Source organism: Streptomyces sp. NPDC052052, assembly GCF_040680455.1.
GTDB lineage: Bacteria > Actinomycetota > Actinomycetes > Streptomycetales > Streptomycetaceae > Streptomyces.
In genome coordinates this window covers 1-19,534 of record NZ_JBFAWU010000025.1, presented here as the reverse complement: position 1 = coordinate 19,534, position 19,534 = coordinate 1, and the positions used below count along the sequence as shown (strand labels likewise).

Below are 19,534 nucleotides of genomic sequence, written 5' to 3'. Positions count from 1 at the left end.
TTCCTGGCGCACCGGTCCGGCCGACGAGCCGTACGCACCCTCGTGCGAGGGTGCGGTGTCCGACGGCCGTCAGTCGGCGATGAGGCCCTCTCTGAGCTGGGCGAGCGTACGGGTCAGCAGGCGCGAGACGTGCATCTGCGAGATCCCGACCTCCTCACCGATCTGGGACTGCGTCATGTTGGCGAAGAACCGCAGCATGATGATCTGGCGCTCCCGCGGCGGGAGCTTGGCCAGCAGCGGCTTGAGCGACTCGCGGTACTCGACGCCCTCCAGTGCCGAGTCCTCGTATCCGAGCCGGTCCGCGAGGGAGCCCTCGCCGCTGTCGTCCTCGGGTGAGGGCGAGTCCAATGACGAGGCGGTGTACGCGTTGCCGACGGCCAGCCCGTCGACCACGTCCTCCTCGGAGACACCGAGTGCCTTGGCCAGCTCGGGCACGGTCGGCGAGCGGTCGAGCTTCTGGGCGAGCTCGTCGCTGGTCTTGGTCAGCGCGAGCCGCAGTTCCTGGAGCCGGCGCGGGACGCGCACCGACCACGAGGTGTCCCGGAAGAAGCGCTTGATCTCCCCGACGACGGTCGGCATCGCGAACGTCGGGAATTCCACGCCGCGTTCGCAGTCGAACCGGTCGATGGCCTTGATCAGGCCGATCGTGCCGACCTGGACGATGTCCTCCATCGGTTCGTTGCGGCTGCGGAACCGCGCCGCGGCGTAACGGACCAGCGGGAGGTTGAGCTCGATGAGTGTGTCCCGTACGTAGGCACGCTCCGGACTGTCCGTTCCGTCGGGGCCCGGTGCGGGGCCCAGCGCGGCGAGCCGCAGGAACAGGGAGCGGGACAGAGTGCGGGTGTCGATGGCTTCCGGCGAGCTGGTGAGCACCGCGGGTGCGGGTGCGCTCTTCGTGAGCGTGAGCACCTTCGAGCTGCCCTGTTCTGCGGACATGCCACCCCCTTGAGGTCGCGGACGGTCGCGTCGAGCCGCGACCATCGGAGGAACGCAGCCTCCACCTGAATACCGGAGGCGGGGCCACGGCAAACGCGGTTTCCGCAGAATGTCACATGTCGGCAACGCGCTGTAGTGACATGTCGACAAGTCCTTCTGGCGTATGCGCAGTTAACAGGGGGTCTGTCGGATTTCCGCTGTACGAACCGGACTTCGAGGTCTCTACCCGTTCCGGTTACGCATCGATCCTGTTTGCGGATCGAAGTCGTGCGAAGCTGCGGGCCAGGAGTCTTGACACGTGCATCTGGGAGACACCCAGTTCGGCGCTGATCTGCGACTGCGTGAGGTTGTTGTAGTAGCGCAGCATCAGAATGCGCTGCTCGCGCTCGGGCAGTTGTACGAGCAGATGCCGGACCAGGTCGCGGTGCTCGACCCCGGCGAGGGCCGGGTCCTCGTAGCCGAGCCGGTCCAGCAGGCCGGGCAGTCCGTCGCCCTCCTGCGCGGCTTCCAGCGAGGTCGCGTGGTAGGAGCGGCCTGCCTCGATACAGGCCAGTACCTCGTCCTCGGAGATCTTCAGCCGCTCGGCGATCTCCGCGGTGGTGGGGGAGCGGCCGTGGGCGGTCGTCAGGTCCTCGGTGGCGCCGGTGACCTGGACCCAGAGCTCGTGCAGCCGGCGCGGGACGTGGACGGTGCGTACGTTGTCCCGGAAGTACCGCTTGATCTCCCCGACGACGGTGGGCATCGCGAAGGTCGGGAACTGGACGCCGCGTTCGGGGTCGAACCGGTCGATGGCGTTGATCAGGCCGATCGTGCCGACCTGGACGACGTCCTCCATGGGCTCGTTACGGCTCCGGAAGCGTGCCGCGGCGTACCGCACCAGGGGGAGGTTCGCCTCGATCAGCGCCGCCCGTACCCGGCCGTGCTCCGGAGTGCCCGGATCCAGATTCTTGAGCTGTCCGAAAAGGACCTGAGTGAGGGCCCTGGTGTCGGCGCCCCTGGTCCTGCTGGGCGGTGCCGCACTGTCGGGCGTCTCGGGCCGGGCGGTTTCGGCTGTCCCGGTGCTCTGGATGGTCCCGACGCCCTGGACGGTCTGGGGAGGCACTTGAGGCGCTGTACTGGCCGGCACGGTGACGCCACCCCTTTGCGGTCAACTTCGGTCAACTCGTCCATCAAAAGCGGTCATAGCATCACAAGACATGTACACCGTGTGCAAGCACCGCGTAACGCCGTGTTGGGGGATGAACTGGTTTGAACAGTAAGAAAAACCCCTCGCCGTGAAGGTGAGGGGCTCGGGGGTTCGACCGGATCGGGTGGCTCCGGGTGGACCGGGTGGATCAGAACGGATAGTCGGCCATCACCCAGGTGGCGAAGGCGCGCCACTGCCCGGCGGCGGCCTGGTGGGCGGGGTGCTCGATGTAGCGCTTCAGGGCGTCCTCGTCGGCGACCGCGGAGTTGATGGCGAAGTCGTATGCGATCGGACGGTCGGTGATGTTCCAGGCGCACTCCCAGAACTCCAGTTCGGGGATCTGTCCCGACAGTTCCTGGAAGGCCTTCGCACCGGCGACGACCCGCGGGTCGTCCCGGCGGACGCCGTCGTTCAGCTTGAACAGGACCAGATGGCGGATCACGGGAGTACTCCTATTTCACGAGTTCGGTCATGAAGTCGCCGACGCCCTGTGCGGCATTCGAAATGCCTTCGAACCCTATCTGGACCAGGTCCGCCGCTCGCTCCGGGGACGTGATGATCGTGTACAGCACGAAGACGACTATCACGTAGAGAGCTATCTTCTTCGCTTGCACCATCAGCCCCTGCCTCACCGTCGATCCCCTGTGCAGTCGGGCGATTCTATCCGCAGGAGTGGTCGTGGCCCTCGGGTGTTTCCCGGCCCTCGCACAGCCTTTGAGGACCAAAGGGCCGTCCGGACAGACCCAAGGGCCCGGTGATCGAGGTCTTTTGTCCGCTCATGAGGCTTCTATGAGGCTGCAGGATGGACGGTGAAGCCCGACGGACCAGGCAGGGGTCCGGAGGGCTGGGAGCAGGACCTCACTGTGGGACTCCGCCGCGCGCTCTCCTCCGACTGCGGCGAGGGTGTGAGGGACTGCATCCGGCGGGGGAGGCGGCTTGTCCCCCTGATGCCGCTTCCCCCGGCCGGCGGCCTGGATGCGCACGGTCTGGCGCGCGAGGGGGTGGAACACGAGAAGGGGCCCGGTTCGGCTCGGGCTCCAGGCTTCGTGCTTTCTCCTGGTGAGGCGTTGGTCTGTCGGCGTGTGAGCGCGGCCCCTCGCGGATCCCTCAGCGGGCGGTGGCGGATCCATGCGGCACGACAGCATGCAAAAACACCCCTCTGATTTGCGTTTCCGCAGTTCAGAGGGGTGTTGCTGGCGGTAGCGGAGGGATTTGAACCCTCGGTGAGTTTCCCCACACTCGCTTTCGAGGCGAGCTCCTTCGGCCGCTCGGACACGCTACCGAGAGAGAGCTTAGACCATCCCGGCCGTCCGCCGAAATCCGATAGGCCGCAGCAGACCGCCAACGTCCCCCGAGCCTGGTCAGAGGTCGCGGAAGAACGCCGTCAGCTGCTCGGCGCAGACCTCCTCCAGCACTCCGGCGATCACCTCGGGGCGGTGGTTGAGCCGACGGTCGCGTACGACGTCCCAGAGCGAGCCCGCTGCCCCGGCCTTCGCGTCGCGCGCGCCGTAGACCACCCGGTCCACCCGGGACTGCACCAGCGCGCCCGCGCACATGGTGCACGGCTCCAGGGTGACCACCAGTGTGCATCCGGACAGTCGCCATTGGCCGAGCGCCGCCGCGGCCCGGCGGACGGCGAGGATCTCGGCGTGCGCGGTCGGGTCGCCGGCAGCTTCGCGTTCGTTGTGCCCCGTGGCGAGCAGGGAGCCGTCCGGACCGAGCACGACGGCGCCGACCGGCACATCGCCGGCCCGCGCCGCCAGGTCGGCCTCGGCCAGGGCGTGGCGCATGTGCGCCCGCCACGGGTCTCTCAGGGGATCGTGTGTTGCCGGTGGTTCTTGCGGATGCGGTGGTTCGCTCACCCGCGGACCTTAACGGACGGCCTCCAGGACCTCGGCCGCACCCAGCGCGTCCGCGATCTCCACCAGCGCGTCCGTGCGCAGCATCAGCAGCTCCGCCTCGGGGAGCCCGAGGTCGGCCAGGACGCCGGTGTCACCGAGCGGGCCCGCAGGTACCGCGTCGGCATCGAAATCGTCGTCGGTGTCGTTGTCGTCGTTGTCGTTGTCGGGGGTGTCCGGTTCGCCGTCCTCCGTACCGTCGAGGCCGACGAGCTCTTCGAGGGCGGCGATCGTGTCGTCGGCCCCTGGTTCGCGGCCGAGCAGTTCGTCGGTGAGCAGGATCTCCCCGTAGGAGGAGCGGGCGGCGGCGGGCGCGTCCGAGACGAAGATCCTGGGGTCTTCCTCACCGTCCACCCGGACGACGCCGAACCAGGCGTCCTCCTGCTCGATGAAGAGGAGCACCGTGTCCTCGTCGGCCGAGGCCGCACGGGCCAGATCCGTCAGGTCGGACAGGGTCTCCACATTGTCGAGTTCCGTGTCGCTCGCTTCCCACCCGTCTTCGGTGCGCGCGAGCAGTGCGGCGAAATACACCGTGACTCTCCCACTGGTCATAGGGGCGTCGGTCCGGCGGGAGGGCATTCGGTGGCCCGGCTGCCCTGCGGTCCCGCCCATCGGAATCGTGGCAGAAACATGGGCCTTGCGAGAGGAGTTCGGCCGTTGCGTCGGCCATCAGTTCTCCTGGACGCCGCCACCAGGGGGACACTGGTCCGCCGTTCCGGGCCTACCAGCGGAATGTCCGCATCCGCATGGCTTGGCGCATTCGGGCGGCCCTGGCCCGGCGTGGCTGGACCCGGTCGCGGAGCGCCTTCGCCTCATGAAGTTCGCGCAGGAACTGGGCGCGCCGTCTCCGGCGTGCCGCGTCCGCGTCCTGCGGTGCCGGGGTGTCCGGCTCGTCCTTCTCCCGCCGTTCACCGTCCGGCATCGATGCATCACCCCAAGGCTGGGTTCGTCTGCCCCCACCTTCCCCCCGAACGTGCGGTTGATGCCAGCGCACGGGTGCGGGCGGCCCGGTTACTGTTGAGCCCATGCGGATCCACGTCGTCGACCATCCACTGGTCGCGCACAAACTCACCACCCTGCGCGACAAGCGCACCGACTCCCCGACCTTCCGGCGGCTCGCCGACGAACTGGTCACCCTGCTCGCCTACGAGGCCACCCGGGACGTACGTACCGAGCAGGTCGACATCGAGACTCCGGTCACATCCACGACCGGGGTGAAGCTGTCGTACCCACGCCCCCTGGTCGTACCGATCCTGCGGGCCGGCCTCGGCATGCTCGACGGCATGGTGCGGCTGCTGCCGACCGCCGAGGTGGGCTTCCTGGGCATGATCCGCGACGAGAAGACGCTCCAGGCGTCCACCTACGCGACGCGGATGCCGGACGACCTCTCGGGCCGCCAGGTGTACGTCCTGGACCCGATGCTGGCCACCGGCGGCACGCTGGTCGCGGCCATTCAGGAACTGATCAAGCGCGGCGCGGACGATGTCACCGCGGTCGTGCTGCTCGCGGCGCCCGAGGGCGTCGAGGTGATGGAGCGCGAGCTGGCGGGGACGCCGGTGACGGTGGTCACCGCCTCGGTCGACGAGCGGCTCAACGAGGACGGCTACATCGTTCCGGGGCTCGGCGATGCCGGCGACCGGATGTACGGCACGGTCGACTGAGGTCTCCTGGCTCGGACCGGTGCGCGGGTCAGGACACGCGGTACCCGGATCCGGCCCGTCCGGGAGGCCCGAGGTCTCCTGGCTCGGACCGGTGCGCGGGTCAGGACACGCGGTACCCGGATCCGGCCCGTGCGGGAGGCCCTGGGCGGACCGGGGCGGACCGATCCGCCGGGACCGGCCCGGCGGGCGTCAGCAGGACGGTGCGGGGGCCGGCTTCGTCAGTGCGGCGAGGGCCGCGGCGGCCGACTGGGGCGTTCTGAGCGCCGTGAACTTCGTACCGAGAATCAGATCGACGTCCGCCGTCCTGCGGGCATCGGTCTTCGAGACGGCCCCCTCCAGTTGCGTACCGAGCACCGGGAACGAGCCCTTCGTGGCCGAGGGGGCGCCCAGCAGCACGCCCGGACCGGGGACCTTCTTGTCGTACGCGGCCGGGGCGTTCCCCACTTCGCCGATGGTGAAGCCGCGCTTCTTCAGCTCGTCGGCGGCCTTCTTGGCGAGTCCGCTGCGCGGTGTCGCGTTGTAGACGTTGACGGTGATCTTCGCGGGGGCCGGCAGTGCCTTCGCGGGCTCGGACGGCTTGGCGGACGGGCACGCCGCCGCGTGGTCGGCGGCGCCGGCCTTCTGGTCTCCGCCGGTGAAGACATCGATGAGCTGCAGCGTGCCCCATCCGGCCAGTCCGAGAGCAACCACAGAAGCGGTGACAGTGAGGATCAGTTTGCCGCGACGGCGGGGGCGGCGCATGTGCGGGTACTTGTTGCCCGTGATGCGGTATTTTCCGCCCATGCCGGGGGGTGTGAGCATGCTCATGGGCGCAGCGTAGTGCGACCCGGTGATGATGCCTACTAAATGATCAATAGATCGCACCCGTATGGGTGCGAATGCACCCGAACGAACCCATAGCGATACGCGCGATCGGCGGATAGGGGGGAGGGGTGCTGGGGTGTCGCGGGCTTTGTCAGCCGAGTTCGAGTACCCGGGCGTGCAGGACCTGGCGCTGCTGGAGTGCGGCGCGGACCGCGCGGTGCAGCCCGTCCTCCAGATAGAGGTCGCCCTGCCACTTCACCACGTGTGCGAACAGGTCACCGTAGAACGTCGAGTCCTCGGCGAGGAGGGTCTCCAGGTCCAGGTTGCCCTTGGTGGTCACCAGTTGATCGAGGCGGACCGGGCGTGGCGCGACATCCGCCCACTGTCGGGTGCTTTCCCGGCCGTGGTCGGGATATGGCCGCCCATTTCCGATGCGCTTGAAGATCACACGGAAAGCCTACCGGGCAAGACCCTCCGGGCGCAGCCATGGAGCGGGACTGCGATGCCGTCAAGAACGCCATAAAAGCGGGCATTTCGAAATGTGGTCCGCGAGGAGTGACAGCGGCAGACACGGGTCGGGGAGCGGGTGCCGGACATCGACGGCCGTTCGGGCGGCGGCGCGTCGGAACCGGGCGCGTCGGACACCGGCACGACGAGCGGGCCGGGCGCGGCCCGCGGCGCCCTGACGCGGCCGGGGTCCACCGCGCCGTCGGAACGGTCCGGGTGCCCGAAGGGGCAGCGCCGGCTGCCCCCGACCGGCGGGGTCCGGGCTGGACGAGGCAGTGACGGGTCGTGAAGGTGGACGTGGTGGGGCCATCACGACGGGCCGCCGACCGGGGTGCGGTCAGGGAGATGACGATGCACGCACAGGAATGGGACCAGGATCACGACCACGAGCGGGGCCACGGCCACGAGCAGGAGCACGACGAGGCCCTGCACGCCTCGGGTGCGAGCGAGAGCCGGGAGACCGCGGACACCCCGCATCTCTACCGTGCGGCCGCCGCCGGGCGGGCCGATGTGGTCGGAGCCGGCGGAATGAGCGTGCTCCAGCGGACGGTCGGCAACAGCGCCGTGGGGGCGATGCTCCAGAGGCGGGAGGAGGAAGAGCGCTCCCCCGTGCACGACGTGGTCTCGTCCGGCGGGGGGCGGCCGCTGGACACCGACACCCGCACCGACATGGAAGCGCGGATGGGCGCAGACTTCTCCGACGTGCGCGTCCACACCGATTCCGCCGCGCACGAGTCGGCCAAGGGCGTGGGCGCCCACGCCTACACGGTCGGCAACGACGTGGTCTTCCAGCGGGACGCGTACGACCCGTCCTCCCCGCAGGGCCGCACCACGCTGGCCCATGAACTGACCCATGTGATCCAGCAGCGCAGTGGCCCGGTGGAGGGCACGGAGGCGCCCGGAGGTATCCGGGTGAGCGATCCGTCCGACCGGTTCGAGCGGGAGGCCGTCGTCAACGCCGACCGGGTGCTGGCGGACCCGGCCCCGGGTACGGCCTCGGCCTCGGCGCCCACGGCCGAGGGGAGCGGCCATGGCACGCCCTCTGCCGCGGTGCCTGCCGTGCAACGCGAGGCGACGGAGGACGAGGACGAGCAACCCGCCGATGTGCAGGGCTCCTTCGTCCAACGGGCGGAGGAAGGAGCCGAGGAGGAGGAAGAGGCTCCACCTGCCTGACGGGCCGTTGGGGGGAGCGCCGGGACCGGCGGTCCCGCCCCGGGGAACGCGACGAGGGCTGCGCCCGTGGGATCCGCGGGCGCAGCCCTCGTCGGGGCTCGGGGCTCGGGGCTCAGTCCGCGGAGTCCGTCCGCATCGTGCCGCCGAGGAACAGCGACTCCGCACACCGTGCGGGCGCCGGTGCGTTCACCGGCTTGCCCACCTTCCGGCAGTCGACGGTCATCGTGACCGTGCCGCCCGCGGGCACCAGGATCGGTGTGACGAAGTGGTAGTCGGAGTCCCGGAAGTTCTCCAGTGCGAGCCGGAGCACGGGCCGGTCCTTGCCGGAGGAGACCACGAGCGTTCCCGCGTCGCCCTGCGGGTTCTGGACCACGATGTCCGTCAGCTGGAAGGTGTGCCCGCTGGGTACCCGGAGGGCCGTCGCGGTGTTCGACCCACCGCCGACCGAGTCCCTGACCTGCACCTGCGCACTGGTCGGGGCGGCGTTCGACGCACCGCCGGATGCGGCGGGGCTCGGCGAGGGGCTGGGCTTCGACGCGCCCCCGCCCGCTCCGGACGAGTCGCCCCCGCCCGACGCCGCTCCGGCCGACGAGCCGCTCTCCGGGGCCTTGCTCTTGTCGGCCGCTGCGGCGGACCGGACCGCTTCCGGCGTGACCGCCTCCCGGGCCGCCGACTTCACGACCGGCCGCAGCAACGCGTACCAGAGCCCGACCAGCGCGATCAGCAGGACAGCCGCGGTGATCAGCGCCCGGGGAAGCCAGCGCGGCAGGATCGGCTCCTGTTGGTACGAGCCGTCCAGGACCACCGTGGTGACCGGGGCCTGCCCCTCGCCCGCATCCGGTGTGGCGACCACCTGGAAGGGGTGCGTGACCGGTGTCCCGCGCCAGATGCGTTTGGCCGGCCGGACGGTCACGTGCCCGAACTCCGCCCGTCCCGGGGCGATCTGCAACGCGTCCGCCGCGAAGGAGACCCGGGCCCGCTCCGTACCGGACTGTGCCCTGAGCCGCACGGTGGCCGGGGTGTTCCCCCGGTTGTCGACGGCGATCCGGTGCCTGCCGCGCCAGGCGCCGTGCGAACTGCGTGGCACCAGCTCGGCGGTGGTCTCGTGGAACGGCAGCACGGTCACCCGCCCCTCGGGCACCACCGTGCTGCTCAGCTCGCTGGTGGGCACCACCCGGATCCCGAAGGTCGTCTCGCCCGCAAGGACGGACGAGTCGCGGGGCGGACGCAACATGAGGGAGACGGTCTGTGAGTCGCCCGGATACAGCGAGAGGGTGGCCGGCTCCACCGTCGACCAGGCGGCACACTCACCGACCACCTCGAAGCGGTATTCCTCGACGGTGCGGCTGGAGTTGAGGATCCGCAGGGGGAGGGCCGTCTCCTCGCCCGGTGCGGCCGTGACGGACGATGCGTCGAGGCTTGCCGTGAGACTCATACGGCGCACCGTAGGTTCGGCGCGCATGACCGGCATCGGCCGTGAAGGAACACTTCCGGGCAACTTCTGTGCCCGGATCGGCTTTTCTGTTTCCCCGGGGGGGTATGAGGGAATCGTCTGACCGCCTCATGACGAATGAGGCATACGAGAACAGCCGTGATGGTTGTGTTCGCGTGATGCCTGCCAGCGGCTGTTGCCCAGGGGGAGCATTGCCATGGAGCGCATCACTGTCGCATTACGGGCCCAGGATCCGATCTCGCGAGCGGGTGTGGCCAGTCAGCTACGAGCGCGGCCCGAGGTCAGCGTGACGGAATGGGGAGAGGGCGAGGCCTCGCCCCGGATCGTGGTCGTCGTCGTGGACACGGTCGACGAGGAGGTGCTGACGATGCTGCGCCACATTCAGCGCACCAGCACCTCACGCACCGTCCTGGTCACCACGGACATCGACGAGCAGAAGCTGGTGAGTGCCGCGGAGTGCGGGGTCGCCGGGGTGGTCAGGCGTTCCGAGTCGACCCCGGAGCATCTGGTGCAGGTCATAGGGACGGTGGCCCGGGGTGAGGGCCATCTCCCCTCCGACCTGCTGGGCAGGCTGCTCGAAGAGGTGGGCCGGCTCCAGGGGCAGGTGCTCGGCCCGCGTGGCCTGCACTTCACCGGGCTCGCGGCCCGCGAGGTGGATGTGCTGCGGCTGGTCGCGGAGGGGTACGACACCGCGGACATCGCGACGAAACTGGCCTACTCCGAGCGCACGATCAAGAACGTGCTGCACTCGGTGATGACCAGACTCCAGTTGCGGAACCGCTCGCACGCGGTGGCGTACGCGATGCGGCAGGGACTGATCTGAGCGGTCGGGCCCGGACGCCCACGGCAGTCACGGCAGCCGCGGCGGTCGCGGCGGTCGTGTCAGTCGTGGCGGTCGCGTCGGCTCCGTGGCTCCGGCGGATTCGTCAGCCCGGACACGGCTTCGGACGCACCGGCATGCCTTCCGCTGCCCGATCGGGCAGCGGAAGGTTCCCGAGGGTGTGACTCCTGCTCCGCTGCGGGACGGACGGGGGTACGGGACCGTGGCGTCCGGTATGCCGATCGGCCGAGGGTGGGGGAGGACTTCCGTGCGCTGGTTCCATCCGCTTCAGTGGGCGTCGCGGTCGCGGAAGGGGCAGGTGGGCCGGCCCTTTGCCCAGCGCAGGACGCTCGCCGTGCTCCGTGTCCCGGCGCTGGCCCTGCTCCTGGTGGTCACCGGTGTCGCACCTGGCTCGGCCGTCACCTCGCAGGCGCCGGCGGCGGTCGAGCCCGAGCCCTGGGTCACCCCGGCCGAGTTCACCGACGCGGTCGACCCCGGCGGATCCACAGGTGTGGACAAGCAGGTGCGTACTCCGGCGCTTCCGCCGAAGCCGGATGTGATCCTGCTGGTGGACGGCACGGGCAGCATGGATGAGCCCATCGACCGGGTCAAGAGACGGATTCCCGAGATCACCAAGGCGATCCGCGAGCAACAGCCCGACTCGCGTTTCGCCGTGGCCACCTTCGGCGATCAGCAAGTCGACCCCGACGCGGGCTTCAAGGTGCTCCAGGGACTGACGTACGACCTCACCGAGGTGCAGAAGGGCGTCGACCAGCTCACGTCCGACATGGGTTCCTACAGCAAGGGTCCGCCCGAGGACTGGATCTACGCACTGTGGAAGCTGGCCAACGGCGGGAACGGGCAGACCGTGTTCCGTCCCGATTCCAGTCCCGTCATCGTGCTGGTCGGCGACGCGTCCAGCCATGAACCCAGCAACTACAAGTACTACCTCAGCGACGCCGAGTTCGCCCTCCAGGACGCGGGGGTACGGCTGATCGCGGTCGGCCTGACCAGTGACCGGGGCGATGGCCTCAACGGCAACGGCCGGATACCCAGATACCCCAACGACGAGGTGCACGATCCGGACCAGGCCCTGAGACTGGCGACCGCCACCAACGGCCGGATGATCGAAGGCATCGAAGGCGGCGATGTCGTGGACGCCATCATCGAAGGGTTCAACAACCTCCCCACCAACGTGGGTTACCGCCTGGAGAACTGCGACCCGCATCTGAGCGTGAGCCTCGATCCGCCGACCCAGCAGCTCACCAGCGGGGACACCGCACACTTCGCGGAGAACATCGACGTCTCCGCGGACGCTCCCCAGGGCACCCGGCTGACCTGCACCGTCCAGTTCCTGATGGGCACCCAGGCACCGGAGGCCGAAAGCATCGGACCGGCAGCGGCGGCCGATCCGGACTTCCAGGAACAGATCAACATCGATGTGAACGACATCGAGGCACCCGTGGTCACCGTGGACGATCTGACCGTCCGGGCCAAGGGGAAGGGGGGTGCGCGGGTGTCCTACGGCGCCACCGCCGAGGACGCCACCGACGGCACGTTGCCGGTGACCTGCACCCCGCCCTCCGGCTCGCTCTTCCCGGTCGGCATCACCACGGTGACCTGCTCGGCCACCGACTCGGCGGGCAACACGGGGAGGGACACCGCACAGATCGAGGTCCTCGAGGCGCCCGTACCGCCCTCGGCGGATGTGGCGGTGAAGGCCGACGTCAGCCCGGACCGTACGTACACCGGCCGCCCGGCCCGAGCGCGCTTCACCGTCACCAACGCCGGACCGGACACGGCGACCGGCGTGGTCATCGCCTCGTCCTGGCCGAAACCTGCCAAGGCGAAGGACCGCACTCTGCCCGCCCTGACCCGCTGCACAGCGGCCAAACCCTGCACCATCCCGGCCGGTGGCCGCATCGAGATCACCCAGACGGCGACCTACCGTGCGGCGGTCACCGGGGATGTGCGGGCCACCGTGCGCGGCACGCTGCCGGACCGCCGGACGGCCAACAACCAGGCCACCGACCGGCTGCGCGTCCTGAAGCCTTCGCTGACGGTCACACCGCAGGTGGTCAAGCCGGGCCAGGTGGTGCTGGCGAGGGGCAAGGACTACCCGCCGGGGCAGACCGCACGTTTCACGTGGAACACCGGGATCACCGCGGAGATGTCCCGGGTGACCGTGGCCGCCGACGGGACCTTCGAGGTCCAGATCCCGGTGCTGCGCAAGGACAAGCTCGGTCCGCGGGAGCTCCGGGTGGACACCCGGGACATCGACCGCTTGAAGAAACCTGTCCTGGTGGTCCAACGCAACCTCCAGCCACCGGACTTCGCGGGACGCGCATGAGGGCCGGCCACGCCACGGGAGTGATCGGGTGATCCACGAGGTCGATGACGTACTGAGGGCTCTGATCAGGGCGGAGGTGCTCGAAGGCGGCCAGATCGCGGTGGTCTTCGACGCCCCGACCCGGGACTGGGCGGCGAAGGTCAACGCGCCCGTGGTCAACCTCTATCTCTACGACATCCGTGAGGACATGCGCCGGCGTGAGCGGGGGCTGCACAACGAGTACGACGAGCGCGGCACGATCATCGCGCGCCGCCGCCCGCCCCGGTTCTTCAAGCTCTCGTACCTGATCACGGCATGGACGAAGCGTCCGGAGGACGAGCACCGGCTGCTCTCCTCACTGCTCGGCTGTCTGCTGCGGTACGAGGCGCTGCCTCCGGAGCGGCTGACGGGCACCCTGGCGGAGATCGGGGCGCCGGTACCGATGTCGATCGCGCTGCCACCGCCGGAGGACCGCTCGTTCGCCGACGTGTGGAGTGCGCTGGGAGGCGAGTTGAAGCCTTCGCTGGACCTGGTGATCAGCGTGCCGGTGACGGCTTCGCCGAGCTATGTGGTCGGCCCGCCGGTGGGGGACGAGGGCCTCCACGCCCGCTTCGGGGACGTACCCGAGGCGGCCGAGCCGTTGACGGAGCCGATGCCGGGGCGCGGCGGCCTTCCGGTGTACGGAGGCAGGCCGGGTCGGCCGGCCCGCCGGGGTGGTGCGGACGACCAGGGTGGTCCGGGCGGCGCGGGTGGTCCGGGGGGATCGGGAGGTTCAGGGGGCTCGGGAGGACCGGGAAGTTCGGGAGGTGCGGGCGGCCCGGGTGGGGGTGCCCTCCGCGCTCCCGACACGGAACGGCGGCGCGGACTGTCCCTCCGTATCACCGAGAACCGCACGAAGACCGAGCCGGAGCCCGGGACGGCGCCCGAAACGAAGCCCTCGATGGAGCCCGAGACGGAGGACAGCACCGGATGACCACTGCGGGCGACCCGAACCTGCGCCATCTCCTCGCCCGCGCGGTAGCGGTGGAGCAGCGCATCCGACGAGCGGTCGAGGCCCGGCAGCTCACCGACCCGGCCCCGGACGACGCCTTCCGCGGCCTCTACCTCACGGACGAGAACATCGCCCGCCTGCTGGACGAGGAGGAGGCCCGCAGCTATCCGTCGCCCGTCGGGGACCACGACGAGGCCTGGGCGGACGTGTCGTCCGAGACATCCCGACTCACGTCCCTGGCCGACGTGTTCGGCCTCACCGCCCTCGACACCGAGATCCTCCTCATCGCGCTCGTACCGGATCTCGACGACCGCTTCGAGGCGTTCTACGGCTACCTGAACGACGACGTCACCCGCCGCCGCCCCTCCATCGGCCTGGCCCTGGGGCTGTGCGGACTGTCCCCGGCCGACCAGGTGGCACGCGGCCGGCTCTCGCCCCTGGCGCCGCTCCGCGAAGGCCGCCTGCTGCTGGCCGAGGACCTGGACCGCCCGTTCCTGAGCCGTGCGCTGCGCGTCCCCGACCGGGTCACCGCCCACCTCCTGGGTGACGACACCCCCGACCCGCGGCTGGCGGACCTCCTCGCCCCCTGGCATGCCGTACCGGGCGTCGGCAACCCGGCCCCGCTGGCCGCGGCCCTCACCCGGGGCGCCTCGCTCGCCTACCTCCGCGAGGACCAGGGCGGCGCGGGCACGGCCCTCGCCGCCACCGCACTGACCCTGGCGGGCCACCGGGTGCTGGGCCTGAACCTGGCACGGCTGGCCGAGGACCCGTCACCCGCCGACGCGGTCCGCTCCCTGGTCCGGGAGGCCCGGCTGACCGGCGCCGGCCTGGTCTGCGCCCCGCTCGACGCGGTCTCCCGCGAACACCCGGAACTCCTCCGGCTGATCACCGGCACCCCGGTCCCCACGATCCTGGTGGGCCGGGCCCCCTGGGACGCGGCCTGGTCCACCGCCCCGCCCCTGCTCCTGCACGCCCCCCGCGTCGAGCCCTCGACCAGAGCCGCCCTGTGGACCGACGCGTACGCCGCCCCCGTCCCCGACACCATCGACGTGGACCGGCTGCTCTCGCCGTTCCTCCTCACCCCGGAACAGATCACCCGCGCCGCCCGGGGCGCCGCCCAGACCACCCACCTGGACGGCGGCGCCCTGACCCCCGACCACGTCCGCCAGGGCGCCCGCGCCCAGAACGCGGCGGGTCTGGACCGGCTGGCCCGCCGTATCGAACCCACCGTCACCTGGGACGACCTGGTCCTCCCGCCGGACACCCACGCTCAACTCCGCGAACTGACCGCCCGCGCCCGCCACCGCGACCGGGTCCTGGGGGAGTGGGGCATGCGCCCCGGCGGCGGCAGGGGCCGAGGCGTATCGGCCCTCTTCGCGGGCGACTCCGGCACCGGCAAGACCATGTCGGCGGAGGTCATCGCCGCAGACCTGGGCCTGGACCTCTACACGGTCGATCTGGCGACGGTGATCGACAAATACGTGGGCGAGACGGAGAAGAACCTGGAACGGATCTTCTCCGAGGCCGCGGGCGTCAACGGCGTCCTCCTCTTCGACGAGGCGGACGCGATCTTCGGCAAGCGCTCGGACGTGAAGGACGCCCACGACCGCTACGCGAACGTGGAGAGCGCGTACCTGCTGCAGCGCATGGAGTCCTTCGACGGTCTGGCCATCCTCGCCACCAACCTCCGGGCCAACCTGGACGACGCCTTCACCCGCCGCCTGGACCTGGTCATCGACTTCCCGGTCCCGGACCCCGAACAGCGCCTGGTCCTCTGGGAGCGGTGCCTGGGGCCGCTGTTGCCCCGGGGCAAGGACCTGGACCTCGCCTTCTGCGCCGAGAACTTCGAGCTGGCGGGCGGCAACATCCGCTCGATCGCGGTGACGGCGGCGTACCTGGCGGCGGACACGGGTGAGCCGGTGACGATGCCGACGCTGATCCACGCGATCCAGCGCGAGTACCAGAAGCTGGGCCGGCTGACCCTGGCGTCGGAGTTCGGGCCGTATCTGGGGCTGCTGGCGTGAGGACGGCGCCTCGCGGAGCCCGACGCTCAGACCTTGATGATCCGTACCTGGTCCCCGCACAGCTGCCTGAGAACCTCAGGGTCCGAGGTGAGGATCACCGCAGGTTTCGGTATCGCCCCGCAGAAGCGTTCGTGCGGCCTCGACCTCCGCGTGGCGCAAGACACCGTGCTCGGCTTCGTGTCGTTCGGTCAGCTCGGCAAGGTTGTCCCGCTCGATCTGCCGCCGCACGGCAGCGTCCACGTAGGCGGAGAAGCCCCGCTTTCCCACTCGCGCACGGACGGCCGCGATATTGCCCGAGCGCAGGCTGACGGAGACGTTGGCGGTGGAGCCTCCGCCCACGCCGTAGGTGGGTGCGTCACTCATGACACCGATCTCCTACAGGAAGGAGGAGAAGGCTGCGCCTTCTGCGGCAGGGCACTTCCCATGGATCCGTGTGCGAGCACCACGAGGGCTGTGACGAAGCCGTGGACCTGGCGCAACTCAGGCAATCACGACGCGGGCACCGTTGAAGTTGGCCACAAGTTCCAGCTGTCCACCCAGAGCTGCGATGTAGGCCGCGATCGTGCCCACTTCCGTGGCTGTCGTCCGCCCCCGTTCGATGGCGGAGATGCGCTCCTGCCGCACGTGCATGCGGTCGGCCATGTCGCTCTGTGTCAGCCCGAGCTCCTTGCGCATCTCGACCAGTCGGTGTGCTCGCGCCTCAGCAACCATCCGCCTGGCACCGAGCTCGATCTCGTCGAGGTCCTCGGCATCGAAGACCTCGTGCTTCACTTCGTCCCAGGAGTGGAAAGTAGTCATTCCGAAGTGCCTTTCTGCCGTTGTGCGATGTGAGCCAACCACTCGTCGTACCGTGCCTCGGCCACAGGGACCGACCGGCGGTACCACTGGGTCCATTGTCCTGATTTGTCTCCGGCGACGAGGAGCACGGCGCAGCGCTCAGGGGGCCGGCCGCCTACGCGATCGGGGGCGGCGGGATCCGCCTGACCTGGCCTTGACTTCTCGCGGGTGGAAGGGGGATCGGCCGTTGTCCTCCCACGCTCAATGGGGGCAGTCGCTCCTGCCCCCTCGACATGAGCGGAGAGTTCGCGCTTGCCGACACGGGCGCACACGGCCTCGATGACCCCACGCGGAGCCTGGTCCACATTCTGATTCACGTGATGCTGTCAGGGGTTCGGAGGATGCCAAACACCTCCCCGCTGACGGAACAGTTCCAGGAGTACGTTCGGGTCCCTGTCCAGCAGATCTTCTACCTCGTCGATTCTGATCTCTGGGTGGTCGGTATCAGGACTTCCAGTGATTTCAAGCCCTGGACTGCAAAGATAGTACCGACCGTTGTTCCGATAACAACTGAGGGGAATGTTCGCCTCACGAATCCGGAGAGACGCTCTCCATTCGCGCTCCTGTGACCGAGAAACATTGCATCCACGACGCATCAGCTCCGGGAGGACCATCTCGTAAGAGTCCTGAGACAATGGATTTCCTGTGATCTCGAGACTCGCGAGGTTGCAGTTCAGGAGCGGGGACACATCTTGAATCCGGTTCCTTGGCAATGACAGGATGCGCAGACCTGGGAATTTATCCATTCCCTCAATGTCACGGAGGCCGCTGTCGTGAATCCTTAGCGATAGAAGCCGCCCCAGATCAGGTAGGGTTTTAGGTGCTACCGGATCGCAGCCGGCAAGGATGAGGATCTCGAGGTCCGGAAAATTTGCGAGTCCGGCCAACGATTTAGCGTGAGACACATGGAGCTCCGTGATCGTTTCGCTGTCATCCCTCCTCAGTCGTTTGTGCAGTCGGGCCAGTTCGACGCCTTTCTTGATTTCCGGCTCAATGGGAATCCCCATGAGTGCTTCACTCCCCGCTAAGAATGTCGTGGACCTTCTGAAAGTCGGCGCGCACCCGTTCGTAATTTATCTTCTGAAGAGATTCCAGATCGCCCAAGGATATCCTTACTCGTTCGTCTGTACGGACAACTCCACCTGGGTTCACCGTAATGTTGCGATAAATTGCATCGACCTCTACGCCTCGCATTGCGGCCGGGATGGGGCGGACTCCTGGATCCCATATGAGCCGCTCAACTTCTGGGGCGACTCCAGGCTTGGGTAGTCTGGCCTGAAGGAGTTCCAGGAATTGTAACGCGGTTCCTGATCGATTGGCGCCTATGAAGTTGTCGAATAGTCCACGCAGCCCCTTGTGCCATGGATCGTCGCCGTCGTTGAAGATGAATTTTCGGTCGTCGACGGTGACAAAGGCGCCGGCGTGAGCCGATATAGAACCTCTTTCTGTGATTAGCTCGGATCCAGGCGGTATCTCCACGCGATAGATCACGTCCGAAGTGAACGAGCGCAATTTATTATGTAAGGTGAGCCAATCCTGTGCGGCTTCCAGGCGCCCCTTAATTCTGTGTTCCACCGCAAAGTGCAGAACGTCGGCGATGTAGTTTGTTGGAATCCACTCGTGCTTGCCGCCATCGGCCTCGCGAAATTTCGTCTTCACGTAAGCTTTCGAATTTGCATGGTTGTCCCAAAGGTCTTTGAACTCTCCCCAGTCGATTGTTCCCACAGTCTTGCCTTCCATGATCAGCTGAAGGAATTTGATGATCTTCTCCCTGGGTGGTGCGCTGACTTGCTCGATCGCCTTCTCCAGTTCGCGGTTCGGAGCCTTGGTACCTTTGGGGAATGGATCGAATCGACCATAGTGACCTTCGTTCGGAAGGAAACGCATATTCTTGAGCGTTTTCTCGGTTTCTGCGTCCTGTGCCTGACGTGCGCTCTCGACTCCGACTTTGCGAATTTTATTGAGTGCGGCTGCACCGAGTAGTCCGATGACTTCCTTCCGTGAATACTTCTGCGAATCTCCGAAAACTTTGGCGTAGAAATGATCTTTGTTGGGATCGCTGCGCTTGTTGGGGTAGTAGTCTTTTGTTACTTTCTCGTGCACACTCCTGTCGTTAAGGTACTTTTTTGCCAGTACGCTTGTCGGCGGGAGAATGCTATCGTCTTTCCATATTTTCCCGTTTGTGATTTCCGGATGCTTCAGTTGTTTGCTCCACCAATCGGCATGCGCCTTTTCTATGAGTTGTCCTCCATGTGTGATGAAATTCTTGCCAACGAGGGCTACCTGTGAATCCTGGTCACTGTCGCTCGGCAAGTTCACGCTATTGGTTGACATCGTTTGGACGTGAACCCGCTCGCCGTGGTCAGTTTTTGACTCTACTACGAGGTGTAGCGGGGTGCCGTGCCTATGGGAGATGACGGGAAGTCGCTCGGAGACGACCTCTTTTGGTGGTTTCCGATTCAGTAGGCGTTTTGCGTCCCTAATCGCATTGTCTTCCTTGGCGGTCGAGCTCCCCGGGCTTGGGCGTTGTCCCGCAGAACCCTTTTTGTTCCTCTTCTTCAATTTGTTCCAGAGGGCTTTGCCCTTCTTGACGATGAAGCCGACGATTTTGTCGATGGCGCGGTTGACGGGTTTGGCGACGGCGTGGAAGACGGATTTGACTTTGTTGGCGAGGTTGCCGATGCCGAGGAGTGAGGCGAGGAAGCCGATGAGGACGGGGACGCTGGCGGCGAGGGCGGTTTCGATCATTTTGGGGACGCCGGCGGTGCCGCCGTTGGCGATGGCGATGACGGAGTCGAGGACGGCGTTGACGAACTCCACGATCTGGGCGCCCTGGTTCACGATGAACGTGACGATGTCGATGATTCCCTTGACCGCGCGGACGAACGCGGAGGCGGGGTTGAGGAGGGAGATGA

At 67.9% G+C, this 19,534-nt stretch carries 18 protein-coding genes, 1 tRNA gene and 2 pseudogenes; 6 read left to right on the top strand and 15 right to left on the bottom strand.

Annotated features, from left to right (window positions below; translation table 11 throughout):
• Nucleotides 1–69 precede the first annotated feature (69 nt).
• The 7 genes from AB0L71_RS26375 to AB0L71_RS26345 form a co-directional block, all read right to left on the bottom strand.
• Nucleotides 70–936 carry an RNA polymerase sigma factor SigF gene (locus AB0L71_RS26375; protein ID WP_365247464.1) on the bottom strand — a complete coding sequence of 289 codons (867 nt, stop codon included), beginning with the start codon at nt 934–936 and terminating at the stop codon, nt 70–72.
• A 235-nt stretch (nt 937–1,171) separates the two neighbouring features.
• Nucleotides 1,172–2,062, bottom strand: coding sequence for an RNA polymerase sigma factor SigF (locus AB0L71_RS26370; RefSeq protein WP_365247462.1), 891 nt, complete (start codon nt 2,060–2,062; stop codon nt 1,172–1,174).
• 208 nt (nt 2,063–2,270) lie between these two features.
• On the bottom strand, nt 2,271–2,564 hold the full coding sequence (locus AB0L71_RS26365) for a Dabb family protein (protein WP_365247460.1): 294 nt from the start codon (nt 2,562–2,564) through the stop codon (nt 2,271–2,273).
• A 752-nt stretch (nt 2,565–3,316) separates the two neighbouring features.
• Nucleotides 3,317–3,404 (bottom strand) — tRNA-Ser (locus tag AB0L71_RS26360).
• A gap of 79 nt (nt 3,405–3,483) precedes the next feature.
• Complete coding sequence (gene tadA, locus AB0L71_RS26355) at nt 3,484–3,912, bottom strand: tRNA adenosine(34) deaminase TadA (RefSeq protein ID WP_365247458.1); 429 nt, start codon at nt 3,910–3,912, stop codon at nt 3,484–3,486.
• Nucleotides 3,913–3,993: 81 nt separating this feature from the next.
• Nucleotides 3,994–4,551 (bottom strand): hypothetical protein, encoded by a 558-nt coding sequence (locus AB0L71_RS26350; protein WP_365247633.1) that lies wholly within the window; start codon nt 4,549–4,551, stop codon nt 3,994–3,996.
• A gap of 190 nt (nt 4,552–4,741) precedes the next feature.
• Nucleotides 4,742–4,942 (bottom strand): hypothetical protein, encoded by a 201-nt coding sequence (locus AB0L71_RS26345; protein ID WP_365247456.1) that lies wholly within the window; start codon nt 4,940–4,942, stop codon nt 4,742–4,744.
• A gap of 103 nt (nt 4,943–5,045) precedes the next feature.
• Between AB0L71_RS26345 and upp the strand changes: the two genes are divergently transcribed.
• Nucleotides 5,046–5,681 carry a uracil phosphoribosyltransferase gene (upp, locus tag AB0L71_RS26340; protein ID WP_365247454.1) on the top strand — a complete coding sequence of 212 codons (636 nt, stop codon included), beginning with the start codon at nt 5,046–5,048 and terminating at the stop codon, nt 5,679–5,681.
• 189 nt (nt 5,682–5,870) lie between these two features.
• Here the strand turns inward: upp and AB0L71_RS26335 are convergent, their stop codons facing one another.
• The gene (locus tag AB0L71_RS26335) at nt 5,871–6,464 is read right to left on the bottom strand and encodes a LytR C-terminal domain-containing protein (RefSeq protein ID WP_365247631.1); all 594 of its coding nucleotides are present in this window, start codon (nt 6,462–6,464) and stop codon (nt 5,871–5,873) included.
• 172 nt (nt 6,465–6,636) lie between these two features.
• Entirely contained in the window at nt 6,637–6,933 is a 297-nt protein-coding gene (locus tag AB0L71_RS26330) for a type II toxin-antitoxin system VapB family antitoxin (RefSeq protein ID WP_072488263.1), read from the bottom strand.
• 404 nt (nt 6,934–7,337) lie between these two features.
• On the opposite strand from AB0L71_RS26330, the gene AB0L71_RS26325 reads away from it, so the two are divergent.
• Nucleotides 7,338–8,165, top strand: a complete 828-nt coding sequence (locus AB0L71_RS26325) for a DUF4157 domain-containing protein (protein ID WP_365247452.1) — start codon at nt 7,338–7,340, stop codon at nt 8,163–8,165.
• Between the two features lie 112 nt (nt 8,166–8,277).
• Here AB0L71_RS26325 and AB0L71_RS26320 read toward each other — a convergent pair whose 3' ends face one another.
• A complete protein-coding gene (locus AB0L71_RS26320; protein ID WP_365247450.1) occupies nt 8,278–9,600 on the bottom strand; it encodes a hypothetical protein in 1,323 nt (440 codons plus the stop codon).
• 214 nt (nt 9,601–9,814) lie between these two features.
• On the opposite strand from AB0L71_RS26320, the gene AB0L71_RS26315 reads away from it, so the two are divergent.
• The 4 genes from AB0L71_RS26315 (at nt 9,815) to AB0L71_RS26300 (ending at nt 15,782) form a co-directional block, all read left to right on the top strand.
• The gene (locus tag AB0L71_RS26315) at nt 9,815–10,441 is read left to right on the top strand and encodes a response regulator transcription factor (protein WP_365247448.1); all 627 of its coding nucleotides are present in this window, start codon (nt 9,815–9,817) and stop codon (nt 10,439–10,441) included.
• Nucleotides 10,442–10,793: 352 nt separating this feature from the next.
• Nucleotides 10,794–12,788 carry a VWA domain-containing protein gene (locus tag AB0L71_RS26310; RefSeq protein ID WP_365247446.1) on the top strand — a complete coding sequence of 665 codons (1,995 nt, stop codon included), beginning with the start codon at nt 10,794–10,796 and terminating at the stop codon, nt 12,786–12,788.
• Nucleotides 12,789–12,816: 28 nt separating this feature from the next.
• Nucleotides 12,817–13,740, top strand: a complete 924-nt coding sequence (locus AB0L71_RS26305; RefSeq protein WP_365247444.1) for a DUF4255 domain-containing protein — start codon at nt 12,817–12,819, stop codon at nt 13,738–13,740.
• On the top strand, nt 13,737–15,782 hold the full coding sequence (locus AB0L71_RS26300; protein ID WP_365247442.1) for an ATP-binding protein: 2,046 nt from the start codon (nt 13,737–13,739) through the stop codon (nt 15,780–15,782). Before AB0L71_RS26305 ends, AB0L71_RS26300 begins: the two co-directional genes overlap by 4 nt.
• A 75-nt stretch (nt 15,783–15,857) precedes the next feature.
• Here the strand turns inward: AB0L71_RS26300 and AB0L71_RS26295 are convergent, their stop codons facing one another.
• The 5 genes and pseudogenes from AB0L71_RS26295 to AB0L71_RS26275 form a co-directional block, all read right to left on the bottom strand.
• Nucleotides 15,858–16,145, bottom strand: a complete 288-nt coding sequence (locus AB0L71_RS26295) for a hypothetical protein (RefSeq protein WP_365247440.1) — start codon at nt 16,143–16,145, stop codon at nt 15,858–15,860.
• A gap of 117 nt (nt 16,146–16,262) precedes the next feature.
• Complete coding sequence (locus AB0L71_RS26290; RefSeq protein ID WP_365247438.1) at nt 16,263–16,580, bottom strand: helix-turn-helix transcriptional regulator; 318 nt, start codon at nt 16,578–16,580, stop codon at nt 16,263–16,265.
• A pseudogene (locus tag AB0L71_RS26285) lies at nt 16,577–16,723 on the bottom strand (addiction module toxin RelE); the annotation flags it as partial. The gene AB0L71_RS26290 and the pseudogene AB0L71_RS26285, both read right to left, overlap by 4 nt.
• Nucleotides 16,724–16,945: 222 nt before the next feature.
• Entirely contained in the window at nt 16,946–17,626 is a 681-nt protein-coding gene (locus tag AB0L71_RS26280) for a hypothetical protein (RefSeq protein ID WP_365247436.1), read from the bottom strand.
• A gap of 7 nt (nt 17,627–17,633) precedes the next feature.
• Nucleotides 17,634–19,534, bottom strand: a pseudogene (locus tag AB0L71_RS26275) (hypothetical protein); the annotation flags it as partial.